Annotated in this window: 28 protein-coding genes; 21 read left to right on the top strand and 7 right to left on the bottom strand. The window is 47.0% G+C overall.

Going from position 1 to position 24,025, the window contains the following annotated elements; genetic code table 11:
* The first annotated feature begins 3 nt into the window (after positions 1-3).
* The 3 genes from ACXAD6_RS10365 to ACXAD6_RS10355 are packed head-to-tail and all read left to right on the top strand — an operon-like array spanning position 4 to position 1,782.
* The gene (locus ACXAD6_RS10365) at positions 4-594 is read left to right on the top strand and encodes a cob(I)yrinic acid a,c-diamide adenosyltransferase (RefSeq protein ID WP_474968806.1); all 591 of its coding nucleotides are present in this window, start codon (positions 4-6) and stop codon (positions 592-594) included.
* Positions 591-1,076 carry an ECF transporter S component gene (locus ACXAD6_RS10360; RefSeq protein WP_474968805.1) on the top strand — a complete coding sequence of 162 codons (486 nt, stop codon included), beginning with the start codon at positions 591-593 and terminating at the stop codon, positions 1,074-1,076. The genes ACXAD6_RS10365 and ACXAD6_RS10360 overlap by 4 nt, the downstream gene beginning before the upstream one ends.
* Positions 1,066-1,782 (top strand): ATPase, encoded by a 717-nt coding sequence (locus ACXAD6_RS10355; protein ID WP_474968804.1) that lies wholly within the window; start codon positions 1,066-1,068, stop codon positions 1,780-1,782. Before ACXAD6_RS10360 ends, ACXAD6_RS10355 begins: the two co-directional genes overlap by 11 nt.
* 40 nt (positions 1,783-1,822) lie before the next feature.
* On the opposite strand, the gene ACXAD6_RS10350 is transcribed toward ACXAD6_RS10355, so the two are convergent.
* Together ACXAD6_RS10350 and ACXAD6_RS10345 are read right to left on the bottom strand one after the other, a co-directional pair.
* The gene (locus ACXAD6_RS10350) at positions 1,823-2,092 is read right to left on the bottom strand and encodes a DUF3243 family protein (protein ID WP_474970405.1); all 270 of its coding nucleotides are present in this window, start codon (positions 2,090-2,092) and stop codon (positions 1,823-1,825) included.
* Between the two features lie 69 nt (positions 2,093-2,161).
* Positions 2,162-2,347: a YjzC family protein gene (locus tag ACXAD6_RS10345; RefSeq protein WP_474968803.1), complete on the bottom strand. Its 186-nt coding sequence runs from the start codon at positions 2,345-2,347 to the stop codon at positions 2,162-2,164.
* Positions 2,348-2,515: 168 nt separating this feature from the next.
* Here ACXAD6_RS10345 and ACXAD6_RS10340 point away from each other — a divergent pair, with 168 nt between their 5' ends.
* Positions 2,516-2,812, top strand: coding sequence for a hypothetical protein (locus ACXAD6_RS10340; protein WP_474968802.1), 297 nt, complete (start codon positions 2,516-2,518; stop codon positions 2,810-2,812).
* Positions 2,813-2,861: 49 nt separating this feature from the next.
* Positions 2,862-3,830 (top strand): UV DNA damage repair endonuclease UvsE, encoded by a 969-nt coding sequence (uvsE, locus tag ACXAD6_RS10335; RefSeq protein ID WP_474968801.1) that lies wholly within the window; start codon positions 2,862-2,864, stop codon positions 3,828-3,830.
* 50 nt (positions 3,831-3,880) lie between these two features.
* On the opposite strand, the gene ACXAD6_RS10330 is transcribed toward uvsE, so the two are convergent.
* Both ACXAD6_RS10330 and ACXAD6_RS10325 read right to left on the bottom strand, forming a co-directional pair.
* The gene (locus tag ACXAD6_RS10330) at positions 3,881-5,068 is read right to left on the bottom strand and encodes an acyl-CoA dehydrogenase family protein (RefSeq protein WP_474968800.1); all 1,188 of its coding nucleotides are present in this window, start codon (positions 5,066-5,068) and stop codon (positions 3,881-3,883) included.
* A gap of 11 nt (positions 5,069-5,079) precedes the next feature.
* Complete coding sequence (locus tag ACXAD6_RS10325; protein WP_474968799.1) at positions 5,080-6,267, bottom strand: CaiB/BaiF CoA transferase family protein; 1,188 nt, start codon at positions 6,265-6,267, stop codon at positions 5,080-5,082.
* Positions 6,268-6,506: 239 nt separating this feature from the next.
* Here ACXAD6_RS10325 and ACXAD6_RS10320 point away from each other — a divergent pair, with 239 nt between their 5' ends.
* The 8 genes from ACXAD6_RS10320 to ACXAD6_RS10285 all read left to right on the top strand — a co-directional run bounded on the left by ACXAD6_RS10320 (position 6,507) and on the right by ACXAD6_RS10285 (position 15,878).
* Complete coding sequence (locus tag ACXAD6_RS10320) at positions 6,507-7,676, top strand: aminotransferase class I/II-fold pyridoxal phosphate-dependent enzyme (RefSeq protein WP_474968798.1); 1,170 nt, start codon at positions 6,507-6,509, stop codon at positions 7,674-7,676.
* A gap of 19 nt (positions 7,677-7,695) precedes the next feature.
* Entirely contained in the window at positions 7,696-9,321 is a 1,626-nt protein-coding gene (locus ACXAD6_RS10315) for a thiamine pyrophosphate-dependent enzyme (protein ID WP_474970404.1), read from the top strand.
* 17 nt (positions 9,322-9,338) lie between these two features.
* The gene (locus ACXAD6_RS10310) at positions 9,339-10,844 is read left to right on the top strand and encodes an aldehyde dehydrogenase family protein (protein WP_474968797.1); all 1,506 of its coding nucleotides are present in this window, start codon (positions 9,339-9,341) and stop codon (positions 10,842-10,844) included.
* Between the two features lie 20 nt (positions 10,845-10,864).
* Complete coding sequence (locus tag ACXAD6_RS10305) at positions 10,865-12,019, top strand: saccharopine dehydrogenase family protein (RefSeq protein WP_474968796.1); 1,155 nt, start codon at positions 10,865-10,867, stop codon at positions 12,017-12,019.
* Between the two features lie 656 nt (positions 12,020-12,675).
* Positions 12,676-12,972, top strand: a complete 297-nt coding sequence (locus ACXAD6_RS10300) for a hypothetical protein (RefSeq protein WP_474968795.1) — start codon at positions 12,676-12,678, stop codon at positions 12,970-12,972.
* 85 nt (positions 12,973-13,057) lie between these two features.
* Positions 13,058-13,951 (top strand): TIGR01777 family oxidoreductase, encoded by an 894-nt coding sequence (locus tag ACXAD6_RS10295; protein WP_474968794.1) that lies wholly within the window; start codon positions 13,058-13,060, stop codon positions 13,949-13,951.
* A 102-nt stretch (positions 13,952-14,053) separates the two neighbouring features.
* Positions 14,054-14,899, top strand: coding sequence for a putative beta-lysine N-acetyltransferase (gene ablB / locus ACXAD6_RS10290; RefSeq protein WP_474968793.1), 846 nt, complete (start codon positions 14,054-14,056; stop codon positions 14,897-14,899).
* Between the two features lie 169 nt (positions 14,900-15,068).
* Entirely contained in the window at positions 15,069-15,878 is an 810-nt protein-coding gene (locus ACXAD6_RS10285) for a DUF4037 domain-containing protein (protein WP_474970403.1), read from the top strand.
* Here ACXAD6_RS10285 and ACXAD6_RS10280 read toward each other — a convergent pair.
* Together ACXAD6_RS10280 and ACXAD6_RS10275 are read right to left on the bottom strand one after the other, a co-directional pair.
* Positions 15,875-16,249 (bottom strand): fluoride efflux transporter FluC, encoded by a 375-nt coding sequence (locus ACXAD6_RS10280; protein WP_474968792.1) that lies wholly within the window; start codon positions 16,247-16,249, stop codon positions 15,875-15,877. The genes ACXAD6_RS10285 and ACXAD6_RS10280 overlap by 4 nt on opposite strands.
* Positions 16,246-16,617, bottom strand: a complete 372-nt coding sequence (locus ACXAD6_RS10275) for a fluoride efflux transporter FluC (RefSeq protein ID WP_474968791.1) — start codon at positions 16,615-16,617, stop codon at positions 16,246-16,248. Before ACXAD6_RS10275 ends, ACXAD6_RS10280 begins: the two co-directional genes overlap by 4 nt.
* Positions 16,618-16,746: 129 nt before the next feature.
* Between ACXAD6_RS10275 and ACXAD6_RS10270 the strand changes: the two genes are divergently transcribed.
* The 6 genes from ACXAD6_RS10270 (at position 16,747) to ACXAD6_RS10245 (ending at position 22,064) form a co-directional block, all read left to right on the top strand.
* Positions 16,747-17,886: an FtsW/RodA/SpoVE family cell cycle protein gene (locus tag ACXAD6_RS10270; RefSeq protein WP_474968790.1), complete on the top strand. Its 1,140-nt coding sequence runs from the start codon at positions 16,747-16,749 to the stop codon at positions 17,884-17,886.
* 276 nt (positions 17,887-18,162) lie between these two features.
* The gene (locus tag ACXAD6_RS10265) at positions 18,163-19,359 is read left to right on the top strand and encodes a dicarboxylate/amino acid:cation symporter (RefSeq protein ID WP_474968789.1); all 1,197 of its coding nucleotides are present in this window, start codon (positions 18,163-18,165) and stop codon (positions 19,357-19,359) included.
* Between the two features lie 497 nt (positions 19,360-19,856).
* Positions 19,857-20,117: a YesK family protein gene (locus ACXAD6_RS10260; protein ID WP_474968788.1), complete on the top strand. Its 261-nt coding sequence runs from the start codon at positions 19,857-19,859 to the stop codon at positions 20,115-20,117.
* Positions 20,118-20,309: 192 nt separating this feature from the next.
* The gene (locus tag ACXAD6_RS10255) at positions 20,310-20,507 is read left to right on the top strand and encodes a hypothetical protein (protein WP_474968787.1); all 198 of its coding nucleotides are present in this window, start codon (positions 20,310-20,312) and stop codon (positions 20,505-20,507) included.
* Positions 20,507-20,830, top strand: a complete 324-nt coding sequence (locus ACXAD6_RS10250; RefSeq protein WP_474968786.1) for a hypothetical protein — start codon at positions 20,507-20,509, stop codon at positions 20,828-20,830. Before ACXAD6_RS10255 ends, ACXAD6_RS10250 begins: the two co-directional genes overlap by 1 nt.
* Complete coding sequence (locus tag ACXAD6_RS10245) at positions 20,811-22,064, top strand: aminopeptidase (RefSeq protein ID WP_474968785.1); 1,254 nt, start codon at positions 20,811-20,813, stop codon at positions 22,062-22,064. The genes ACXAD6_RS10250 and ACXAD6_RS10245 overlap by 20 nt, the downstream gene beginning before the upstream one ends.
* Positions 22,065-22,121: 57 nt before the next feature.
* Here the strand turns inward: ACXAD6_RS10245 and ACXAD6_RS10240 are convergent, their stop codons facing one another.
* The gene (locus ACXAD6_RS10240) at positions 22,122-22,517 is read right to left on the bottom strand and encodes a sporulation protein (RefSeq protein WP_474968784.1); all 396 of its coding nucleotides are present in this window, start codon (positions 22,515-22,517) and stop codon (positions 22,122-22,124) included.
* A gap of 480 nt (positions 22,518-22,997) precedes the next feature.
* On the opposite strand from ACXAD6_RS10240, the gene ACXAD6_RS10235 reads away from it, so the two are divergent.
* The gene (locus ACXAD6_RS10235; RefSeq protein ID WP_474968783.1) at positions 22,998-23,543 is read left to right on the top strand and encodes a GNAT family N-acetyltransferase; all 546 of its coding nucleotides are present in this window, start codon (positions 22,998-23,000) and stop codon (positions 23,541-23,543) included.
* An 18-nt stretch (positions 23,544-23,561) separates the two neighbouring features.
* Positions 23,562-23,990, top strand: coding sequence for a hypothetical protein (locus ACXAD6_RS10230; RefSeq protein WP_474968782.1), 429 nt, complete (start codon positions 23,562-23,564; stop codon positions 23,988-23,990).
* Positions 23,991-24,025: the final 35 nt, after the last annotated feature.

The raw sequence follows: 24,025 nt of genomic DNA, 5'->3' as shown, positions 1-24,025 counted from the left end.
CAAATGAGACTTTATACAAAATCTGGTGATAAAGGCCAGACGAGTGTTATCGGAGGACGGGTGGACAAGGATGATATCCGTGTAGAAGCCTATGGTACGGTTGATGAAGCCAACAGCTTTGTCGGAAAAGCAAGAACAGAATTGGATTTGTCGATCGATTCACTTCAGCAGGTGGATCAGGAACTGGAACGGATCCAGCATGAATTGTTTGACTGTGGAGGTGATCTGGCCAATAAAAAAGCGGATCATCCCTATAAATTGGAAGAGAAAAGTGTGAACTGGCTCGAAGACCGGATGGATGAGTATATTGCAGAAACGCCAGAGCTCAAACGGTTTATCCTGCCTGGAGGGGCACCGGCTGCCGGCACGCTGCATATCGCACGGACAGTTACGAGGAGAGCGGAAAGAAACGTCGTTTCCCTTGCGAAAGTCGAGGACATTCATGACGTGTGCCTGCGATACTTGAACCGGTTATCCGACTACTTTTTTGCGGTCAGCCGGTACATCAATTTCGTCAGTGGGGAGAAGGATGTAGAGTATATCCGCAGTGCGGAAGTGTTCAAAGGCCGTCCGCGAAAGTCTAAAGATACGTGAAGAAATTCGTGTGGACCGCGATGTTCACTTCCATGGCCGCTGTAGGCGGCTTGTTGAAAATCCCCGTCGGCATTGGAAGTATCGCGCTTGATGCTGTGCCGGCGCTTCTTGCCTCTATTGTTCTTGGACCGGTCAGTGGAGCGGTGACCGGTGGTCTCGGCCATCTTCTTTCCGCATTCACCGGCGGTTTTCCACTCGGTCCTTTTCATCTGTTTATTTCGGTGGAAATGGCCCTGCTTCTTTTGCTGTTTCCCTTTATTTACAATAAGAGCAGATGGACGGGATATTTGTTTTTCATCACCTTCAACAGCCTTGTTTTACCACTCCCATTTTTATGGATGATGAGCTCTGTGTTTTACTGGACCCTTGTCCCGGCTCTCACAGCAGGCGCTTGCATCAATGTCATCTTGTTCTGCTTTGTATTACAGAAAATAAAACCGGTACTTATGGGGGCGAAGGAGGAGAAAGTCAGTGCGGGATAGTACGTTTATTCCTTTTGATAAACAGTTCGATCTAGTAATCAGTTCTGATAACGCGGCGAATATCGGCGAAAAGGATGCCGATTACATTCAAGCTCCTTATCCACTTGTGGCGGAATCTATGTTCAGGGTGGCCTTTATGGAAAATTACGCAGTAGGAGCTGAGCCATTATCCATCCTGCTGCACAACTTTTCAGGAGAAGATGTGTGGCAGCCGTGCGTGGATCGGATCAACGAATTGGCTGAAGGTCTCGGTCTTTCTGTTTCCGTGACTGGGAGCACCGAATCCAATTTCCCCCTGCAGCAGTCTGCGCTCAGCCTTACTGTCATAGGGAAAGTAAGCCCGTCAAATGTAAAGACAGGGTGTACACCGGAATGGGCAGCTTTTGCTGTCATCGGTGAGCCGCTGGTCGGGCAGGAAGTGATGGAGAAGGAGGACCGGATGGCGCCGTTGTCGTTATTTAAAGAGCTCGCTGATCATCCGTCCGTTTTTGAAATGCTGCCTGTCGGCTCCAAAGGAATTCTTTACGAGCTGCAGGAAATGTTGAAGGCGAATGATTTAGCAGCAGCTTTTCCTGAACATTGTTCATTGGATATAAAGAAATCCGCCGGCCCTTCCACCTGTTTTATCATCAGCTATAAAAAAGAAGAGGAGGCAGCGATCCGTAAAGCAGCAGGGGCGTTGTTCCACCCTCTTCTCCCACGTTAAAAAACCCCCGTCGGCTGGATCAGCCGCGGGGGGTCTGTTTTTAATTGGTTTGGTCGGCCATTTTTACAAGAGCGTGTGCAATGTGCTCCCGCTCATTTTTGTCTGCCGCATTCCACAGTTCATTGAGAACCTTCTCTTCTCTGTTTCTTGGTTCTTCATATTCAGCTAAATAATCCGCTACGCGTTTGGCGCCCTTTGTAAGACCTTCTTCACCAAGGCCCAGTTTTTCGCCTTTATGGACTTTATCACCGAGGTAGTCCTTAAACGTTTGGAAGTTGCTCATGATTTCATCTTTTTTCTCTTCATTCATCTGTGCTGCCTGCTCTTTTGGGTCTTTCACTTTAAATTCCTCCTCTTGTAGATTCTCCGTTGTGTATCGTTACGCTTTTTCCCAATAGGCTGCCTGGTTTTGGGAACTGATAGGTGGGAAAGAGTCGCCGCTGTTCAGTTCAACATGCTTTTCGTCTTCTGTTACACTGTCTTCCTTACCGCCATCAACAAGTCCTGCGAATTTGTAAGTGCCATTCTCCGGCGCTTTTTCACCCGTTTTAAAACGATCCGCCATTACTGAAAACTCCCTTTCCTTTTTTTGTAATTCTTCGTGTGTACATTACGTGTATATCCGGATTGAGGGATAGTGAAACATTTGGAAAACATCCAGTGGAAAAATGAGGAAAATGGCAGGGGATGCCACCATTCATCTAGAAGGAGTTATAATAAGGAGGCGTTTCCATTGAGTATTTCCATGATAATGACCTTGTTTGGATTGTTCCTCGTAGGAAGTGCTCTTGTATGTACAGGTCTTGGATGCTATTTCACGAAGAGAACGGATGTAACAACAGGATATTTAGCTGTGCTTCTTCCCAGTGTCGTCCTCGTTACGCTGACGGTGAAGTGGTTCCTTTTAACAGCCGTGCCCGTGAGTGTAAGTATGTTCACCTGGGTAATGCCGATTGCCCTTGTCCTTGTTTTTTATCCTCTTTTTCTCAGTATGAGCTGGGTGCTGTTAAAACGAATGGACCATGCATAAGCGGGAATTTCATGACAGATGATATAGAAAAAGAATCTTGGTGATGGTTATGACATTATTCCGACTCGGCTATGTGGCTATGAGTGTTCATCTGCACAATGCTTCTCCTTCTCAGACCGTAACTTATAAACGATTTGCCCAGATGAAAGATCAGGAGGCTGCAAAAAGGAAACTGGAGCGAACCGCTTCTGCCAATCTACAGAACTGCCTCAGACTTTTGAAACATAACAAAGCACACGATATCCAGTTTTTTCGCTTGAGTTCCCGTCTTGTTCCCCTCGCCACGCATGAGGCTTTACGAGGGTGGGATTACCTTGGGCCGATTAAGCAGGACTTGAAGATGCTTGGAGACTTCGCCCGGGAGAATGGGATGCGGCTGGATTTCCATCCTGATCATTTTGTGGTGCTGAACGCCCGTAATCAAGAGATTTTCCAATCGTCTATCACTGTGTTGAAGTATCATTATCTCCTTCTGCATCATATGGGGATCGATCCGACCCATCGATGCGTCTTTCACCTCGGAGGGCGGTACCAGGACAAAGAATCGTCTCTGGAGCGTTTTATAGAGAACTGGGCTCTCGTTCCAAAGGGGATCCAGAAAATGGTGATGATCGAAAATGATGATACTTCCTACACGCTGGACGATTGTCTCTATGTATGTGAAAAACTTCAAATCCCCCTCGTTTTTGATCTTCATCATCATATGGCGAACCATGAGCATAAAGAATGGGAAGAGAATTGGGACCGTGTCCTAGGGACGTGGACCCATTCCCCGCTTCCTGTGAAAATGCATATCTCCAGCCCGAAAAGTCCGGATTCTTTCAACAGTCATGCTGATTATGTTGATCCGGATATGTTTCTGGCGTTCATTGAGAAAACCGCCGGTACAGTAGACCAGATCGACTGTATGATTGAGGCGAAACAAAAAGATGAAGCTCTTTTTCAACTGGCTGGGAAGCTTCGTAATCATCCTCGCATCGAAATGAAAAGTGAGAGCAGCTTTGAGTGGAAGGAGTGAGGAATAACAGCCTGCAGGGGGCACCTGCAGGCTGTTGTTTTTTGATTGATTTAAGATTTCCACGCCGGCATCGTCCGGTCTAATGGTTTATCTTTCCGATATCCGAGAACATACTCGGCCTGCATGATGGTATGGATCTCTCGTGTGCCTTCATATATGACGGGAGCTTTGGAATTCCGCAGATACCGTTCAACAGGGTATTCATCAGAATATCCGTAAGCACCGTGAATCTGTACAGCATCATCAGCGGCTTTGTTGGCAAAATCGCACGCCTGCCATTTGGCCAGAGATGTTTCTCTTGTGTTTCTTTTTCCTTCGTTTTTTAACTCACCTGCTTTATAGACGAGCAGGCGGCTCATCTGCAGGCCGGCTTCCATTCGGGCGATCATCTGTTGGACGAGCTGATGCCTGCCGATTTCCCTTCCGAACGTTTTCCGCTCATGGCAGTAATCCACACTTGCTTCCAGGCAGGCCATAATCTGTCCGCAGGCTCCGGCTGCGACGGTAAAGCGTCCATTATCAAGGGCGGACATCGCTATTTTAAACCCATCGCCTTCCTGCCCGACCAGGTTATCTTCCGGCACGCGCACACCATCAAAAAACAATTCTCCCGTATTCCCCGCACGTATACCGAGCTTTCCTTTTTGAGCTTTTGATGAAAAACCAGGGAATGTCCGTTCGACGATAAAGGCGGATATACCGTGGTGCTTTTTACTTTTATCTGTGTAGGCAAAGACGAGAAAATGATCGGCAGCATCACAGAGGGAGATCCAGGTTTTCTGCCCGTTCAACACGTATTCGGTCCCATCTTTGACAGCTGTCGTCTGAATGGCGGCAACATCAGATCCTGCACCGGGCTCTGTGAGTCCAAACGCACCCACTTTTTGTCCTTTGGCCTGAGGGATGAGATAACGCTTTTTCTGTTCCTCGGAGGCCCACTGCAGAAGTGTCATACAGTTCAGGCCTGTATGCACGGATACCGCGGTGCGGAAAGCGGTATCGCCACGCTCCAGTTCCTCACAGACAATTGCCAGGGCGTTATAATCCATCCCGCTTCCTCCATAATCTTCAGGTATGCACACCCCCATCAGTCCGAGGTCTGCCAGCTGTCGAAGGACACCGTGGTCAAAATGACCGGAAGCATCCCATTGTCTGATGTTCGGCATAATTTCCTGATCGACGAAGCTGCGGACCGTTTTACGAAGCATGTCCTGTTCCTGTGTAAACGAAAAATCCATACCATCACTCCTTATATGATCTCACCGTTTTTCAGTCGTTGTATTTCGTTTGGGGCATATCCGAGTTCCGATAGAAGGCCTGCACTGTCGGCACCTGGTTCAGGTGGAGCCGTGCGGTAGGTTACGGGAGTTTTTGAAAGTTTCAACGGACTTCCGATGATGGATGTCGTTCCCGCTTGTGGGTGATGCATGCGGATAAACATTTCCCTGACCTTCAATTGCGGATCGTTCCAGACGTCCTCCAACGTTTGAATGGGGCCGAAAGGGATATTCCTAGTCAGACAGGCTTGTTCCCAGAAGGAAGTATTTTCCTTTAAAAACAACTTCTGCAGGATGGCTGAAAGTTCCTTCCTGTTTTTTACTCTTCCTGTATTGGAGTTGAACTTCTCATCCGATCCTAGCCCGGGTTTACCGAGCATTTCTGCCAATTGCATGAACTGCCGGTCATTTCCTACAGCAATAACAATTTCTCCATCCTTCGTATAGAACGATTGGTAAGGGACGATATTGGCATGACGGCTGCCGAGTCTCTCAGGTAGATGACCGGTCATTAAATAATTGCTGCCGATATTCACAAGGGCGCTTACAGCTGAATCGAAAAGGGAAAGGTCGATTTTCTGCCCTGTTCCGGAAACCTCGCGTTCCAATAAAGCGGACTGGATGCCGATACACGCGTAAAGACCGGTCAGAATATCGGTAATCGCTACTCCCAGTTTCTGCGGGCCGGATGTTTCATCTCCGGTAATGCTCATTAAGCCGCTCATGGCCTGAATGATAAAATCGTATCCCGGTCTGTCCCGGTACGGTCCGGTTTCACCGAATCCGGTAATAGAACAGAAGACGATCCCTGGATGGATCTCTTTTAAACGGTCATATCCGATTCCGAGCTTTTCCATCGTCCCTGTCTTGAAGTTATGAATGACCACATCGCAGGTTTGGACGAGTTTTTCGATGATCTGTATGCCTTCCGGCTTTTTGAGGTTCACCGTTAAGCTTTTTTTGTTCCGATTGGTACACAAAAAATAGGAGCTGACTCCATTTTTGAAGGGAGGACCCCAGCAGCGTGTTTCATCACTGCCGCCCGGGGCCTCTATTTTTATGACTTCTGCGCCAAGGTCACCGAGGATCATGGAACAGTAGGGGCCTGCCAGCACACGGGTCAAATCAAGGATCCGACGTCCTTTCAAGGCTGTCTCCATATACGACCACTTCCTTCCATAGAAAAAGCCAGAAGAACCCATACGTGGTATGAATCCGACTGGCTTGGGAAACGCGGGGATTACGGTTCAACGTTGTCCTTTACGGGTTGTATCTCATCCTATGCAGAAGCTGGGCAGCCTATGAATGGGTAAAATCTATCATCATACCTGCCTTATCCGGCTAATAGGATAAGACAGTACGGTGAATGTGAATATAGGACAGGCTGGAGGTAGGGTAAATGATTCCACTTTCCAAACAGGTGCAGAGTCTGCCTGCATATCTGTTTTCTCTTTTTCATAAAAAGAAGATGGCTCTTACGGCGCAGGGGATTGATGTGATTGATCTGGGGATCGGAGCTCCGGATCTTTCTACACCGCCGTTTATTATAGACAAGCTTATTCAGGAAGTCAGAAAGCCGGAAAACCATAAGTATCCCCCTTATCATGGATGTATGGAATTCAAGCAGGCCGTGACGGATTTTTATCACCGCCGTTTTCATGTATCCCTTGATGTGGACAGGGAGGTTTTGGCCCTGATCGGTTCAAAGGAAGGGATTGCCCATTTGATCCAGTCGATGCTCAATCCTGGCGACGGCGTCCTGGCGCCGGACCCCGGCTATCCGGTGTATCAATCAGCAGTGCATTTGGCCTATGGGGTGACGATTCCTTATCCTCTCAACCCAGAGGAAAATTTTGCACCTGCATTTGATCAAATTTCGGAGCGGGACTGTACCCGGGCAAAATTGATGATCCTGAACTATCCCAACAATCCGACCGGTGGAACGGTTGGCATGGAAACGTATGAACAAGCTGTCCGATTCGCGAAAAAAAATCAACTGATCCTTCTGCAGGATGCCGCTTATGATCTTGTGACCTTCGGGGACTATCAATCTCCAAGTCTTCTTCAGGCTGAGGGAGGAAAGGATGTTGGCATTGAATTCGGCTCTCTGTCTAAAAGCTTCAATATGGCAGGGTGGAGATTGGGATATGCCGCCGGAAACGAAGAACTTATTCAAGGCCTCGGTCTTGTCAAAAGCAACAGGGACACAGGGCAGTTTCCTGCCATTCAAAAAGCAGGAGCAGCTGCTTTAAACAGCAGTTTTGATTCTGTCGTAGCCAATAACAGGACGTACGAAATGCGCTTCAATATTATTCTTCCAGAGCTGGAGGAAATGAATGTCCGCGCCGTAAAACCCAGAGGGACGTTTTTTGTCTGGGCGCACGTCCCGGAAGGATTTACATCCCAGAGCTTTGCTGAAAAAATGCTCGATGAAGCCGGAATCATTCTGACACCCGGGACAGCCTTTGGGCAGCAGGGAGAAGGGTACATCCGCATCAGTCTGACCCACCCCGTCGAGCGTCTGCATGAGGCTGTGCTGAGGATGAAAAAGGCGATGAAGGGAGGGTGATGGTGTGAAGCAAGCGGTTATGTCCAGTGCCAGGGCCATTGTGGAGTGTATAAAAATGGAAGGTGTCCGACACATCTTTTGTGTCCCGGGTGAGAGTTTTCTACCGGTGCTGGATGCCATATCAAGGGAACGTTCCATGCAGTTGATTTCCGCCAGGCATGAAGGTGGTGCATCGTTTATGGCGGAAGCCTATGGGAAAGCGGGATCCTGCCCAGGTGTCGTCATGGCCACTAGAGGAGTTGGAGCGGCCAACCTTGCCATTGGTGTCCATACGGCTGCGCAGGACTCCACGCCTCTTGTCGTTCTTCTTGGACAGGTGCATTCCAGCTTCAAGGGGCGTGAAGGGTTTCAGGAAGTGGATTTGGAAGCCTTTTTCAAACCTATCGCGAAGTGGGTGGCTGAAATCAGAGAGCCGCCCCGGACAGCAGAAATCATTCAGCGTGCCTTCCGGATTGCACAGACAGGGCGGCCCGGGCCGGTGGTGGTTTCGCTGCCTGAGGATGTTTTGAAAAAAGAAGCCCTTATGACATTCGGTCCGGCGGTTACCATACCTGCACCTGCACCTTCTGAAGAGGAAGTAGAAGCCGTAAAGACTGCCTTGAAGTCCGCTGTCCGTCCGGTTGTGATTGCCGGGGGCGGGATTAAGCGTGCAGGCGCAGAACAAGAGCTGGTCTCTTTCGCGGAACGTTTCAGCCTTCCTGTCGTTACGGCCTTCCGCAGACATGACAGCTTTCCAAACGACCACCGTTTATATGCCGGTCACCTCGGGTTAGGGACCGATGCGGACATTCTGGAAACGGTCCGTCAAGCGGATACGATTGTTGCGATCGGCACCCGTTTATCAGAAATTACAACACAGGACTATAAGCTTCTCACTCCCGACCATAAGGTCATTCATATAGATATCGATGAACAGACGATTGGACGTGTGCATCCGCCGTTCCTTGGGGTGGCCGCTGACGCACGACAAACATTGAAAAAGCTGGAATCCATGGATGTTCCCGCCGGATGGGTTTCTTGGGCGGAACAAAGGCGGTTGAAATATGAACGCACGCTGACCAATGCTGGAAGGCAGATGTTGAATGGCCGGGTTATTGATTGTTTGCAGAACAGACTTAAAGAAAACAGTGTGATTACCAACGATGCTGGTAATTTTGCGGGATGGCTTCATTCGTTTTTTGTATTTCGTCATCCCCATTCCTATGTGGGGCCGACTTCCGGGGCTATGGGCTACGGACTTCCCGCAGCCCTTGGAGTGAAGCTGGCATCTCCTGAAAAAATCGTCGTTTCTCTCTCCGGAGATGGAGGGTTTATGATGACCATGCAGGAAGTGGAGACCGCCGTCAGATACAACATTCCTGTAATCAGTCTTGTCTTTAACAATCGTATGTACGGAACCATCCGCATGCATCAGGAAATGCATTACCCGCATCAGGTCGCAGGAACAGACCTTGGGGAGGTCCGGTTCAGTAAAATAGCCCGTCATATGGGAGCGGAAGGTTTCTATGTACAAACAGTGGAGGAATTCGACGGAGCCTTGGAAAAAGCTCTACAGTCGAACGTCCCTGTAGTCATTGAAATTGAATGTGATCCAGAGCAGATTTCCCTGAACCGGACCATTTCAAGTCTCCGGTCAAATCAGTAACCAAGAGGAGTGAGCACGTGGAAATCACCCAGGTAAAAAAGTTAAAGAACTTTATCAATGGTGAATGGAAGGCACCTTCTACAGAAAAAATGACCAAGGTGTATAATCCGGCTGATTCAGAAATACTAGCCGACGTTCCGTTGTCCAACGCAGAGGACGTCAAGGCGGCGACCAGGGCGGCCGTTTCTGCCCAGAAGAAATGGGCGCTTGTTCCTGCACCGCAGCGGGCGGAGGTCCTTTATAAAGCAGGCTTGATCATGAAGGAGAAAAAAGAGTATCTGGCTCGTCTGCTGACGATGGAAAACGGTAAAGTCATTGAAGAGGCGCGTGGGGAGGTGCAGGAAGGGATCGACATGGCATTCTATATGGCTGGAGAAGGACGGCGCCTGTTTGGACAGACGACTCCTTCCGAGCTGAAGGATAAGTTTGCTATGAGCGTCCGTGCCCCAGTAGGTGTCGTCGGAATTATTACCCCTTGGAACTTTCCCATTGCCATAGCAACGTGGAAGTCCTTTCCTGCCATCGTTGCTGGAAATGCCGTCGTTTGGAAACCTGCAACCGAAACCCCGTTCATGGCCTTTGAACTGGCAGGGATTCTTCAGGAAGCCGGCCTTCCTGAAGGTGTCCTGAACGTTGTGTTCGGATCCGGTTCCACCGTAGGGGAAGCGATGATCGAAGAGGATGACATCCGTGTTATATCCTTTACCGGATCGAACGAAGTTGGCAGGCACATTGCTGGAAAGTGCGGAAGCCGCCTGAAGAAAGTGTCATTGGAAATGGGCGGTAAAAATGGTGTGATCGTCATGGATGACGCTGACTTATCCCTTGCGGTCGAAGGGATTTTGTGGAGTGCGTTCGGCACAAGTGGACAGCGCTGCACCGCCTGCAGCCGTGTCATGGTGCACGAGAACGTTAAAAAAGAGCTGGAGGAGCGGCTGCTCAAGGAAACGGCAAAGCTGACAATAGGCAGCGGCCTTGATGAGTCGATAAAGGTGGGGCCGATTATCAATCGAGGCGGCCTCGAAAAAATTCAGCAGTACGTAGACATTGGGAAACGAGAAGGGGCAAAGCTTCTTGCAGGAGGTTCTGTGATGGACCAAGGCCCATTGAAAAACGGCTGTTACTTCGCCCCGACCATTTTCACAGATGTTACCCCGGACATGCGGATTGCCCGTGAAGAAATTTTCGGGCCGGTGGTATCCCTTATTCCTGTTAAAAGCTTTGAAGAAGCGGTTCATATCAATAATCAAGTGGAATTCGGCCTGTCCAGTTCGATTTTCACTAAAGATGTAAACCGAGTGTTTGCCGCCCAACGGGATCTCGACACAGGAATCGTTTATGTGAACGCGGGAACGACAGGTGCTGAGATCCACCTTCCGTTTGGCGGAACAAAAGGCACGGGCAACGGTCATAGAGATTCCGGAGTAGCGGCTCTTGATGTATTCACAGAATGGAAGGCCGTTTATGTCGATTTCAGCGGCCGCCTGCAGCGGGCGCAGATTGATGTTGAGGAAGGTTCATAACGGGCAGAAGGAGTGATCCAATGAAGGTGGCTGTTTTAGGATCCGGTCTCATGGGAAAGGAAGCGGCCAGAGACCTTGTTCACAGTCCTGGTGTAACACATGTCGGTCTGGCTGATATTGATCAGAGAAGAGCCGAGGCTGTCGTTAATACGCTGCATTCTCCAAAGCTTTCGGCCTATCAGGTTGATGCAGGCAATGAACAGCAGCTGGAGAGCTTTTTGCAGGACTACGATGTCGTGATCAATGCCTTGTTTTATTCGTTTAACGAAATTGTTGCGCGTACAGCAGTGAAGGCAGGTGTCCACTCCGTCGATCTAGGAGGTCATATCGGTCACATTACCGACCGTGTGCTTGAACTGGATGAATCCGCCCGAAAGGCAGGGGTTACCATCATCCCTGACCTCGGTGTAGCCCCCGGGATGATCAATATCCTTTCAGGGTATGGCGCATCAAAACTGGACAGCTTGAGTGGGATAAAGCTGTACGTCGGGGGGATTCCTGTCCGCCCTGAGCCTCCGCTTGAGTATAATCATGTCTTTTCTATGGAAGGACTGCTGGACCACTATTCCGATCCTTCTACGATAATAAGAAAAGGGAAACTGGAAGAAGTGGAATCTCTGACAGAAATAGAGCCGATCTACTTTGACCGTTTCGGCCCTCTGGAGGCTTTTCACACTTCCGGAGGGACATCGACGCTGCTTCAATCCTACCCGGATATTGAAACGCTGGAATATAAAACGATCCGTTACCCTGGTCATGCAGCGAAGATGAAGCTGCTCGTCGACCTGAACCTCACAAGGGCAGGGAACGTAGTGGAAGTAGACGGGAGGAAAATCAATACGAGAAAAGTTCTCCTGAAAAGCATCGATCCTCTTTTAGAACTAAAAGAAAAGGATGACGCTGTACTTTTAAGAGTCCTTGTAGAAGGACAGAAGGATGGGGCAGACCAATCCTGCTGCTATGAAATGATCACGTATAAAGACAGGGAAGCCAATGTAACGGCGATGGCAAGAGCGACCGCTAATACGATATCCGTTGCTGCCCAGATGATCGGAAGCGGCCGGATCACAAAGCGTGGGGTCCATCCTCCCGAAAGAGTTGTTCCCGGTGATTTTTATATCACGGAAATGGCGAAGCGGGGAGTGGTTATTACAGAAAAGAATCATAAAGTGTAGGAAAAGAGAGGGGGACGCCCCCTCTCAGCTTATAAAGAAACCCCTGTTTCTTTATAAGCTTTTTTCTTTCTTACCGCCAGGAGCGAAAGCCCCTTCCCTTTCCGCGGACGAGCGCCCGAGCTTCCTCGCAAAAAAACCGCTCGGCGATCTCGGCCCACTCGTTCTTCCGCAGGAGTGGAAGGGGCACCGTTCCCTGGGAGTTCTTGAAAATCAAACAAGATTCTCCTTCCCCCCGCTCACCCTTACTGGATGGAGGACAATTTTTTTCATATTCCTTCAGGCAGCCGTTATCAGTGCCTGTTCTTTCCCTTTTTGTTTTCCACGCAAGCGGCCATAGCGCAGCCCATGCCGTTCTGCTTAATCTGGGATCCTGCGTAGGGCGTGCCCGTGGCATTCATCCACCGAAAAGCGGAATGTGACCCTTCCCACGACAAATGGATACCTCTAACTGGTTAACACAGGCCTTTTCTACAGCCAAAGAGGGGGGGCGCCCCCTCTTTTCTTAATTTTTACATAAATTTCAAACAAGATGAACATCCCGGCGTTATACTGGTGGCGCCACATGTTATCAGCGGCCGCTCAACAGAAGGAGTGGTTGTGATGTTTAAAAGAAGACGATATTGGTAAGGAAAAGAAAAAACAGGGAGTGCGTAAACATGGTATGGAAAGAAATCGAAAACCTGCAGTTCCTCAGCCAGCTGTCCTTGAAGCAGGTGGAGGACAGACTCTTGATCACTGCTGATTTTGCACCTGAACTGAAAAAGGCACTGGGCATGAAAGAGCCCTTTCTTTACGTCACGCTTTACGTCCGTGGAGGGGCGAGGATAAAGATCATCGATGAGGATAGTGCTGCCCTTTTTAATACAACCAAAAAAGATTTTGACGAAGATACGTATGCGCGGATCATTGATTTTGCCAAATCTCATGCCCGCCAATTCAAGAAAAGAACGTAACCTTCATGGTAAAATAAACCTATGGCTTACAAGCCGCAGGAAGGAGCATTGCGCGCTCATTATTTTTCAGGAAGGTGGTTTACATATGAAAAAAGTGGTATTGGCTGGAGGAACTGGATTTATCGGCAGGTATTTTAAGCAGCGATTTGAAGAGATGGGGGTTGAAACCTGTACGATTTCCAGGCAGCCCGGGTATATTCACTGGGAAGACTTTGACGGGATTGTTCAGGCTCTGGAGGGAGCCGATCTGTTGGTGAACCTGGCAGGCAAATCTGTGAACTGCCGGTATCATCCACGTAATCAAAACGAAATTATGATCTCACGCGTCATGACGACGCATGTTCTAAGTAAAGCTCTTAAAGCGTGTTCCCACCCGCCGGAAGTGTGGATGAACTCGAGTACAGCTACGATTTACCGGCATGCGGAAGACCGGCCGATGACGGAGGAGTCAGGGGAAACAGGGAGTGGGTTTTCCGTCAATGTCGCATCGACCTGGGAGGATCACTTCTATGCCCACAGCCTGCCTGGAGTCCGCAGGGTCGCGCTTCGGACAGCGATCGTTCTCGGTAAAGAGGGAGGTGTGATGGGCCCTTATAAAAATTTAGTCAAGTTTGGTCTCGGTGGTGTCCAAGGGAGTGGGAAGCAGATGTTCAGCTGGATTCACGTGGAAGATTTGTTCAGGATTGTGTTATTCCTGAAAGATCGGTCTGATTTAACCGGTGCTTTTAACTGTTCAGCCCCCGGGCCGGTCAGTAACGAACATTTCATGGAAATCATGCGGGAGCAAATGGGGCGGAGTTCTGGACTTTCCGCTTCGAAGTGGATGCTTGAGCTGGGTTCTGCATTTATCCGCACAGAAACTGAATTGGTGTTGAAAAGCCGCTGGGTCATTCCGGATCGTCTGGTCAAAGCGGGATTTTCCTTTGAATATCCTGCCATTGACGATGCACTCTCGGAAATTCTACAAATGTCGTCATAATTAGTCCCTCGAGACATATTCCTTCTTTATCCAGGCCCCTGTAAAATAAAAGAGTACAAGTGAATGAAGCTGACTTGAAACTCATAAAGGGGAGAAAAAGTGATGATGTCTAAGGTGGATCTTTCTGTTCAAACGCTTTTGGAAAACGATGATGTTCATTTGGAACCTGTCAATAAGCGGATCAAGGTGTACAAGCTTCCAGACTGGATCACTGAGGAAGAACTGGATGACCTTTCTCAGACGGCTCTGGATAACGACTGCGATAAAATCATTTTCTATGTGCGGGCGGATCAAAAAGAAACATCGATTGCAGAGGAGCATTCCTTTATATATGAAGGTGAAATCCAAGGTTTTTTCCAAGGGGAGGATGCGCTGATTTATGCCAGGTATTTGAATCCTGACAGAGGGAGAGCCGGCACGGGCAATGTGATTCCTCGCCTCAAGGAATTAAACATTCAGGAGCAGACCGGGGGTAGGCCCCTGCCTGAAGGGTATGATATCCGATGGGCAGAAGAGCAGGATGCAGAGGAAATGGCCGAGCTGTACCGGGAGGTTTTTCCGAAATACCCAACCCCTATTCATGACCCTTCCTATATTAAACAGCTGATGAAAGAAGATGTTTATTTTTCCCTTATTCATGACGGGCATCAGCTGGTGAGCTCCTGTTCCGCTGATCTATTTCCTGAATTTAATGCAGCGGAATTTACAGACTGCGCAACTCTTCCTTCTCATAGAGGAAAAGGTCTTTTATCCTGTCAGTACCCACACCTGGAAGAAAAAATGAAACATCTCGGCGTCCAGACGATGTTCTCCTATACGCGTGCAGCTTCCATGGGGATGAATATCGTGGCAAGACAGCAGGGCTTCACGTTCGGGGGATGTATGATTCAAAACAGTATGATCGGCAGTGGACTCGAAGATATGAATATATGGTATAAAGCTTTATAAACCTAAAGCTTGGTAAAATCGAATCTGAAAATAACACCCGTACGGTGAAACATGGGATCATCGTGCGGGTTTTTCTTTGCAGACCTTATTCCCTGCCGGAGTATGAAGGTCTGCTTGCAGGGCAAGGAAAATGAAAACGGAAAAAGGAGGAGGGATTTGTTTGATATACATGGCGTCCTTCTATCAGGAAAATGACAACGTGCAAGCTGTCATTTTAGCCGGTTCTGTGTCCAGGAACCTGGGTGATCATCATTCTGATATTGAACTGCATGTGTTGTGGAAAGAGCCGCCGAGTGATTCCGACCGCATGGGTCCGGTGAAAAGAGGGAACGGAATCCTTCGTACGTTTTACCCTTATGAAGAGGGGGAGTGGTCTGAAACGTATCACGATGAAAGCGGGGTGAAGTTTGAAATCAGCAGCTTTTTAACGAGGACGATTTCAGAGGTGATCCATGATGTAAAGGAAAAGCTGGATGTGAGTTATGAAAAGCAGTGCCTTCTTGCAGCTGTTCAGGACGGGGTCGTATTACACGGCCATCATGTAGGAGAGATACTGAAGGAGGAGATGAATGTTTATCCGGAAGCCTTAGCGGAAAAGATGATCAAAATCCATCTGGATTTTGGCAGTCCTTGGCGCAGTCGTAAGGCGTTGTGTGAAAGAGAGGACTGGCTGATGTTTTATTCTGTCATGTGCGGGGTTCATCACAATCTTTTCGGTATTCTTCACGGATTAAACCAGATGTACGTCAAACACCCTTCCTTTAAATGGATGAAAGATACCCTGGAGCAGATGGACGTTAAACCCGAAAGGATGTCTGAGAGGTTGACTTATATCTTTGAGGCATCTCCTGCACAGGCGCTGCAGGAGACAGAGCACCTCGTTAATGAAGTCGTCCAGCTGGTGGGAATTTCTGATTATAAAGGGCCCCTTCAGGATGAGATAGAGTCGTACTGGAAAGAAGCGGGCCCCATCAGTTAAAGGTGTAACAGCAGGGAAGGGAAGGAATACCCAATGATATACAGGAACAGGCCCAAGGTATAGCTGACAATGGTATAAGCTGCAAGTGTTTTCCATTCCCTTCCCCTGTGGAGGTGGAGGGCTTCCAGTTTAAACGTGGAGAACGTGGTCAAACCTCCCATGATCCCTGTTCCGGCCAAAGTTATCCATGTTTCTGAAAGATGCAGGCCTGCTGTTGTACCGAGCATAAAGGAACCAGTCATATTGACAGCAAAAGTGGCCCAAGGAAAGGAAGAGGACGTCCGTTTGTTGATCCATTTACTTATGGTATAGCGCAGGACAGCTCCAATGAATCCACCTGCCCCTGCCAGGAGTACTAACAGTATCGTCATCCAGTCTTCCTCCCTGCGAGGTGGAATCCAAGGAAAGAGCATAAAAATCCGCCCCCGATGCTCAGACTTATATAGAGAAGGCTCTCCCATTCACTGCCATGCTGATACAGCGAAAGCGCATCTGCTGTCAAAGTGGAAAACGTCGTATAAGATCCAATGAGTCCGGTGCCCAGAAAAGCTTTCCACTCAGCCGTCAGCTGATATTTGTTGATCAGTCCTGCGGTCATCCAAGCCAGCAGAAAGCTGCCGGACAGATTCACAAAAAGGGTGGAATAAGGAAATCCACTCGTATTTACGTATAAAAGACCAATCAAGTACCTCAGGGATGCCCCAATAAACCCACCGAAGCCGACATAAAGATAGATCATTCCACAAACCTCCTACCATTCTCATCGATATTATAAAGACTTTTGATTTAATTTAAAAGGAATGCTTTTTTTACATGGGGAGAACCCTTATAATTTATCTATCAGCACCAAAATGAAAGAGGGTTACCAATGATAGTCAGAATCTTAAAGAACATCGATTTTTCAATCCTTTTCGCCGTACTGGCGCTTTCCGCCTTTGGTACTGTCATGGTATACAGCGCGAGCATGGTCAGTGGTGTCATGGTGTATGACGTAACCCCCGGATATTTCTTTGAAAAACAGCTGCTTTCCTGGGGTCTGGGAATCGGCGCTTTATTTTTCGGGATCATCTTTCCGTATAAAAACTACCGCCGTTTATTTAAACTCATTTTACTGGTGACCGTCATTCTACTAGGGATGGTTTTTGTCATTGGACAAACGACCAACAACGCTCAGTCCTGGATCAGCCTCCCGCTGATCGGACGCTTTCAGCCGGCGGAACTCGCAAAAATGTCCCTGATTATCTACTTGGCTGCTATTTATACGAAAAAAAGCAGCTACATACAGGATTTCACACGAGGACTGCTTCCTCCAATGATCATTACAATGCTTGTCGTGGCTATGATTTTAAAGCAGCCGGACTTGGGCACAGCAGTAATCGCTCTGGCTGTTTCCGGATTGATCATTATGTCCAGCGGCTTGAAGAAGTCCCATTTGTTCTTTATGCTCGGTCTCGTTTTAGTGGCTGCCGTTACGATGTACCAATTCGGTTTGAGTGAAGAACAGCTCTCCCGGTTTGATGGTGCCTACCAACCCTTTGAATATGCGGATGACGCAGGCTACCAGCTGATTAATTCCTATCTCGCTATCCATAACGGCGGGATTATCGGTACAGGCCTCGGAGCCGGGGTGCAAAAGCTTGGCTATCTGCCGGAAGCGCATACCGACTTTATTATGGCCGTTGTAGCGGAAGAACTGGGGATTATTGGAGTGGCTGTTGTGATCGGACTGATCGCTCTTATCGTCCTGCGTGGTTTTTATGTCAGTATGAACAGTCATGATACCTTCGGAAGGCTGCTGTCTATCGGTGTTTCCGGTTTAATCGGCATTCAGGCTGTTATCAACCTGGGAGGATTGACAGGTTTGATTCCTTTGACGGGAGTTCCGCTTCCGTTTGTCAGTTTTGGTGGAACCTCGTTATTGATGATGATGTTCTCTGCAGGAATTTTAATCAATATCCACGCCATTTCCAAAATCAAAAAGAATCAGGAAGAAAGAGCTGCCGCATAAAAAGGCGTCATCCCTGGAGGATGACGCTTTTGTTTTTATAGAGTGCATTATTAGAGCTGTGGTGCGGTGCTCGAAGGTCAATGGATGACCTGAACAGCTGTAACCGGACGCCGAAGGTCGGTAACATGAGCCCGTAGCTTTATTCTTTACTATCCATTGTTTTTGTTGTTTTTTATACTTCACAAACCATAGAAAAAAAGGTAGTGTATAAACCATGATTTATTCTATAACACATTAACTCGTTAAATTTTTACAAATGGAGAAAGGAAGAGGGAGATGAAAAGAATACCATTATTAGTAAGGATTGTCCTGGCAATAGCGCTGGGGATCATTATAGGACAGTTTGCACCGGAAATCCTGATTGAAATCGCTGCAACATTCACAGGTTTATTCGGTAATTTCCTAAGCTTTGTCATCCCGTTAATCATTCTCGGTTTTATTGCGCCTGGGATTGCATCAATGGGCCGGGGGGCAGGAAAGATGCTGGGTCTGACGACTGGATTAGCCTATGTCTCCACAGTTCTGGCAGGTACAGCGGCTTTCTTATTCGCCAGGAACCTGTATCCATCTTTTTTGCAGGGACAAAGTGGAGCGGCTTTTGCTAATCCCGAGGAATCCCTGGTGGAAGCACCTTTTTCAGTTGAAATGACTCCAATTATGGGCGTCATGGCCGCACTTATATTATCTTTCCTATTAGGAGTTGGAATGACGGCTGTTCAAGGCGATTCTTTGTTACATGTCATGAATGAATTTCGTTCCATTATCCAAAAGGTGATAGAGAACATCATTATTCCTCTCTTACCGTTTCATATATTTGGAATCTTTGCGAATATGACGTATGCAGGACAAGTCGGTACGATTTTAAGTGTATTCGCAAAAGTGTTCTTGATGATCATAGCTCTGCACCTGCTTTATCTTGTCGTTATCTATGGTATTGCGGGCAGTATGCATGGCAGAAATCCATTCAGTCTATTGAAGAAAATGACGCCTGCCTACTTTACAGCACTAGGAACGCAGTCCTCGGCAGCTACGATTCCAGTGACATTAAAACAAGTGAAGAAAATGGGAGTGCGCGAACGTGTCGCAGATTTTGCTGTACCGTTACTTGCGAATGTCCACTTAGCAGGAAGTACAATCACAATTACCAGCTGTGCCATGGCGGTTATGTATATGCTGGGACAAGCAACAACATTTGCTGATGTATTTCCATTCATTCTTATGGTAGGAATTACAATGATTGCAGCCCCGGGTGTGCCGGGAGGAGCAGTTATGGCAGCTATCGGCCTCCTCGAATCGATGTTAGGATTCGATTCCACCATGGTTTCCTTAATTATTGCTCTCTACCTGGCTCAAGACAGCTTTGGTACAGCAACGAACGTTACAGGCGATGGAGCCATTACTGCGATTGCTGATAAACTTATGAAAAAAGGAAAACAAGAGGATCTTCCTGTATCTGATCAGAACGTTGGATAAGGAAATCCTATTGTAGTAAAAGAGCCGCTGCTTAGGCAGCGGCTTTTTGTCTGTTGAGAAACAATCGCTGCCCCGCATGTCGTGGTTGCGTTAACGTATCGCTTATCGGTGGGTGTCATCCGAGCCCCTGCTCTAGTAGATCTTTGGCGCGCAGTCATCACCACTGAACACCCCCGTGCCCTCACCCAATAATCATTTGAAAAAGGGAAGATCTTTTGTTTAACAAAAGATCTTCCCTTTGTATCTTTCGGAATCAAAGCTCTCAAACTGATGTTCGAATCCATGAAGGTATTTCAGAAAATAAAAGGAATAGGAATGGAAATGGTTTTACTTTCCTACACCGTATTCCGTGATGTCAATACTGCTTTGCATTTTTAACAAGCGAGGGGAAGGTCTTATTAGATAATCTATGCACTTAGGTTCCGTATGCAACCTGTTAATATCCATTTTATGGTATCATATGAACCACATAGACATAATAAAATGGAGGGAATTTTATGATGATTTACGGACCTTTACTCGTATCATTCTTTCCAGAGATCCTTGTATTGGGTCTTACTTGGTGGTTCAGCAAAAAGGGTTTTTCTCTGTTTATCAGGATGTTACCCGGAGCTTTATTGAGTATTGCAGCTCTTATCCTTTTTTATATTGGATTTGTTAACATCAGGGGATTCGAAGGGGCAGCTTATGGCATTCTTTGTTTCTTTTTTATGCTTTTTGCTATTCTGTCCTTTGCTGTTGCATTTAAGGTGAAATGAAGTACGTGAAAGGATCATGGATTGAACAAGGATTCAATGTTAAATAGGAATGCAATCAATAGTACCTTTGTTAACTCGCCCTCTGGTTGAAGGAAATATCATTTTCGCGCAAATCTTAAATATCCAAAGCCCGCCTTCTGCCATAACGGGATCTATAAAAAATATAAGCAGTCATAACGGAGGAGTGTTTTTGTGAATCAGTTATTGGCCTTCTCTATATTAGGTTTAAGTATTAGCGGTGCGGTTTTAATTCTATCTGTTCCTTTATTATTTAAATCTCCAACAGGGGACTTTGAACTCTTATTGGCTGCTGGATCAGCAGGTTCTTTTGCTGTTTTCGCCGCCTCATCTCTCATTTTACGAAACCGTTTCAACCACTCTAAGAATTGATGGTTCAGCTTTCCCTGTTGATCTCATGCAATGAAAGGAAGGTTTTTTTGGATCTTCTAAATCAAAGACTGCAAGATGTGAAAAAGCCCCCCATTCATTCAGAAATGATTAAAGGGACTCACGCAGGTGATATGGTCCGGATTGAAACTTTCAATCAAAATGGTGAAAAGGAAAAACTCTTCTATAAGGAATTTGCTAAGGATAGAAAGATTGAAATAGACATGTATAAAAAGCTGGGAGATCAAAGCAGAAGAGAGCCCGGCAGGAGAATCTATCATCATACTACTTCTGGGGAGATATCAAATGACTACTGGAATCTATGAATGTATAAGTGAAGAAGCGTTATACAAGTACGCAGAACTCGCTGTAAAAGTTGGTGTGAATCTACAAAAACAGCAGATGTTGATTATTCATAGTGATATCCAAAATGCACCGTTTGCACGTTTCATTCAAACGGCAGCCTATAAGGCGGGTGCATCAAATGTACATATCGATTGGACTGATGTACAGTCTGCCAAAGAATTTTTCTTACATGCACCAGATCGCATCATCGGGTACTATCCGGATTGGCAGGCCGCCCGTTTTCGGGAATGGGAAGAGGCAGACGCCGCTTATATCCATATTATTACTGAGAATACGGAAATGTTTAAGGAGGTTTCTGCTGAGAGGGTGGCCTGTTTTCAAAAAGCTTCTCGTGCCAAATTGAGGGATTATCACACGAAGATTAGATCCCACGAGATACGCTGGTGTCTTCTCGCTGTACCGAGTGTTGACTGGGCATTGAAGGTATTCCCAAACCTACGTAAAAAAGAAGCTTTACAATCCTTGTGGACGTCGATTTTAAAAGGAGCCCGGGCAGACGGGGATTTCCCTGTAAAGGATTGGGAAACTCACCATGCAGCCTTCGAGTCCCGGAAGAATTTCCTGAATGAGAGCCAATTTGAATCCCTGCATTTTAAGAATAACCGGGGAACGGATTTACACGTTGGTCTACCTGAAAACCATCTCTATATCGGCGGGGGAGTCTCAGATAAAGAAGATATCCCATTCTTTCCGAACATTCCTACCGAAGAAGTATTTACTGCTCCCCATAGAAATAAAGTGAATGGGCGACTGGCAGGTAGTAAACCGCTAGTTTATGGGGGACGTGTTATCGATGGGTTTTATCTGATTTTTAAAAACGGGCGGATTACGGACTATTATGCGGCAGAAGGGCAGGAAGTGCTGCAGCATCTCATTGACACAGACGGGGGATCCCAATACCTTGGTGAAATCGCTCTCGTCTCTCATACATCCCCACTTGCTCAAGAGGATACTCTTTTTTACAACACACTGTTTGATGAGAATACATCCTGTCATATCGGAATTGGACATGCTTCTCCTTCCAATATTCAGAACGGCATGAACCAATCTGAGAAAGAGTTGAAGACAGCTGGGCTGAATACGTCGCTATTGTCCGTTAATGTGACCTTTGGTACTGGAGATATGGAAGTAACAGGCATAAACGAGGATGGAAGTGAAGTCCTGCTGATGAAAGAGGGGGATTTTCAATTTTAAATCGCCCGCAGCTGAAAAGCGTCATCCATGGTGGGTGACGCTTTTTTGATCTTTCTCCTAATGAGGAAGGAGAGTGATACGAATTTCATCCGTATCGGATGTTTTACGATTATTTCCGAGAACAAGTTTCGTTTGCAGAACATAGGCGATATCGGGAGAGGTCTGTTCCATGTCTTCAGGCAGGACGAAATGGAATGGGTACTCAGTTTCTTCGTTGGAATCAAGTTCTCTATTCATTAAGATGGTTGTAATGGGCTGTATAAAAGCTGGTTTTCTTCCTGCTTCCTTTTTAAATAAGTCACATTCCAGACGTTGAATGGTTTGATGGGTGAGTCCCCCTTTTACGTGAAAAGAGCCCTGGACTGAATCGCCGGGTTTGAATTGGTTCCCTGATAAGACTAGATCCACTTGAGGAAATCCGGTTTTGATCCAGCTGAAAAGTTTGGCAAGCATAGGCTGATTTCTCCTTCATGATCAGAATAAATGACTCCATCCGGGGATGGATGTGAGTGGTGAATAGCTATTTTTTCGTTTTTTCACACGAGATAATGAAGAGCTGGTTAGCGTTCTTTCAGCTGTCTACACTTGTATAATATTCCAACCTCATGGAGTCGTCAATCTTTTATTCTATTCTTCTTTGATTCCATATGGCAGGGTTATAGTTGTTGGAAAATTATGATAAAGTAGAAGTCAAGAAGATGCTTGAATGCAAATGAATCATTTATTTTCCTATCTGTTTTCAAATAAAAGAACAGGAGTCATCCATCATAAGGCTGTCGTAATGGAAATGCCCGGTTCGCAAGGGTCAACCAGTGATCCCCGCTATTATGTACGTATAAACGATTATGACAAGGCAGGCAGCATGGTATCCTTTCGAATATAAGGGATTGAAAGTCAGATGAACAGGCTCAGGATGGCGGATGGGGGAACGATATGGAGTTTAAGGAATTGACTACAGTACGGCTGCGTCTTGTGGAAATGACTGATGGATATATTGATGACTATTTTCACATCTTGTCCAGAGACGAAGTGACAAAGTATATAGGGATGCCTTCGCTCACCCACCGGGATCAGGCTGACGGAATGATTCAAACCTTTAAAGAACAATTTAAGTCTGAAAAGGCTGTCCGATGGGGCATTTTGCTCAGCGAAGAAGAAAAGTTTATCGGTACGGTGGGGCTGAGTCATATAAGCCTCTGGGGGAGAAAAGCTGAAATAGGGTATGAACTGCACCCCGGCTATTGGAAGAGGGGATTGATTACGGAAGCCGTTTCACGTGTTCTAGCTTATGCGTTCGATGACTTAGGACTATACAGGGTGGGAGCGGTTACCTTTCCGGCGAATACTCCTTCCTCCAGAGTGCTTGAGAAAACGGGGTTTCTTAGAGAGGGCCTGCTGCGGGGCTACCTGTTTCAAAATGGAGAAAATCATCATGCCTATATGTATTCCATCCTGCGTACCGAATTCAGTAAACGTTAAAGTAGGGATGTGTAACCAATGAACATAGGGAAACTTTTATTATGGATCGCCGGTATTGGACTTATTTTTGGTGGAGGGTATGCGGCTGCTGTATATGTTGGTGACACACCTTCCTATACGTTGACTGCCGTGAAAGCAGGGGAGAATAAAGAAACGGCTGCCACACTTCATAATGGAGAACATCAGGCTGAACTGGATACGGTGCTCACTATTCTGCTGCATCAAAAACCGGTGGAAGGGGCATCTGTGGACATGGAAAATCCTGATGTAACCTTGAAGTTGATCAGTCCGGAACGGTCCATCGGCATTCTGGACGCAAGGGTTTGGTTTGAAGAAGACAGGGCTGTGCTTGGAATTCGTAGTGGACAGACGTGGAATAGTATCCGGTTTTCGGAGTTGTCACAAAACGATGCCTCATACATCCGGTCCATCATCGACGAAGAATAATTCGTCGTTATAGGTAAGCGCTTTATTTAAAGTGG

The organism is Halobacillus sp. ABH2_015 (assembly GCF_056158945.1).
The sequence above is the reverse complement of the archived record's forward strand: the minus strand, read 5'-3'. Positions and strand labels throughout refer to the sequence as shown.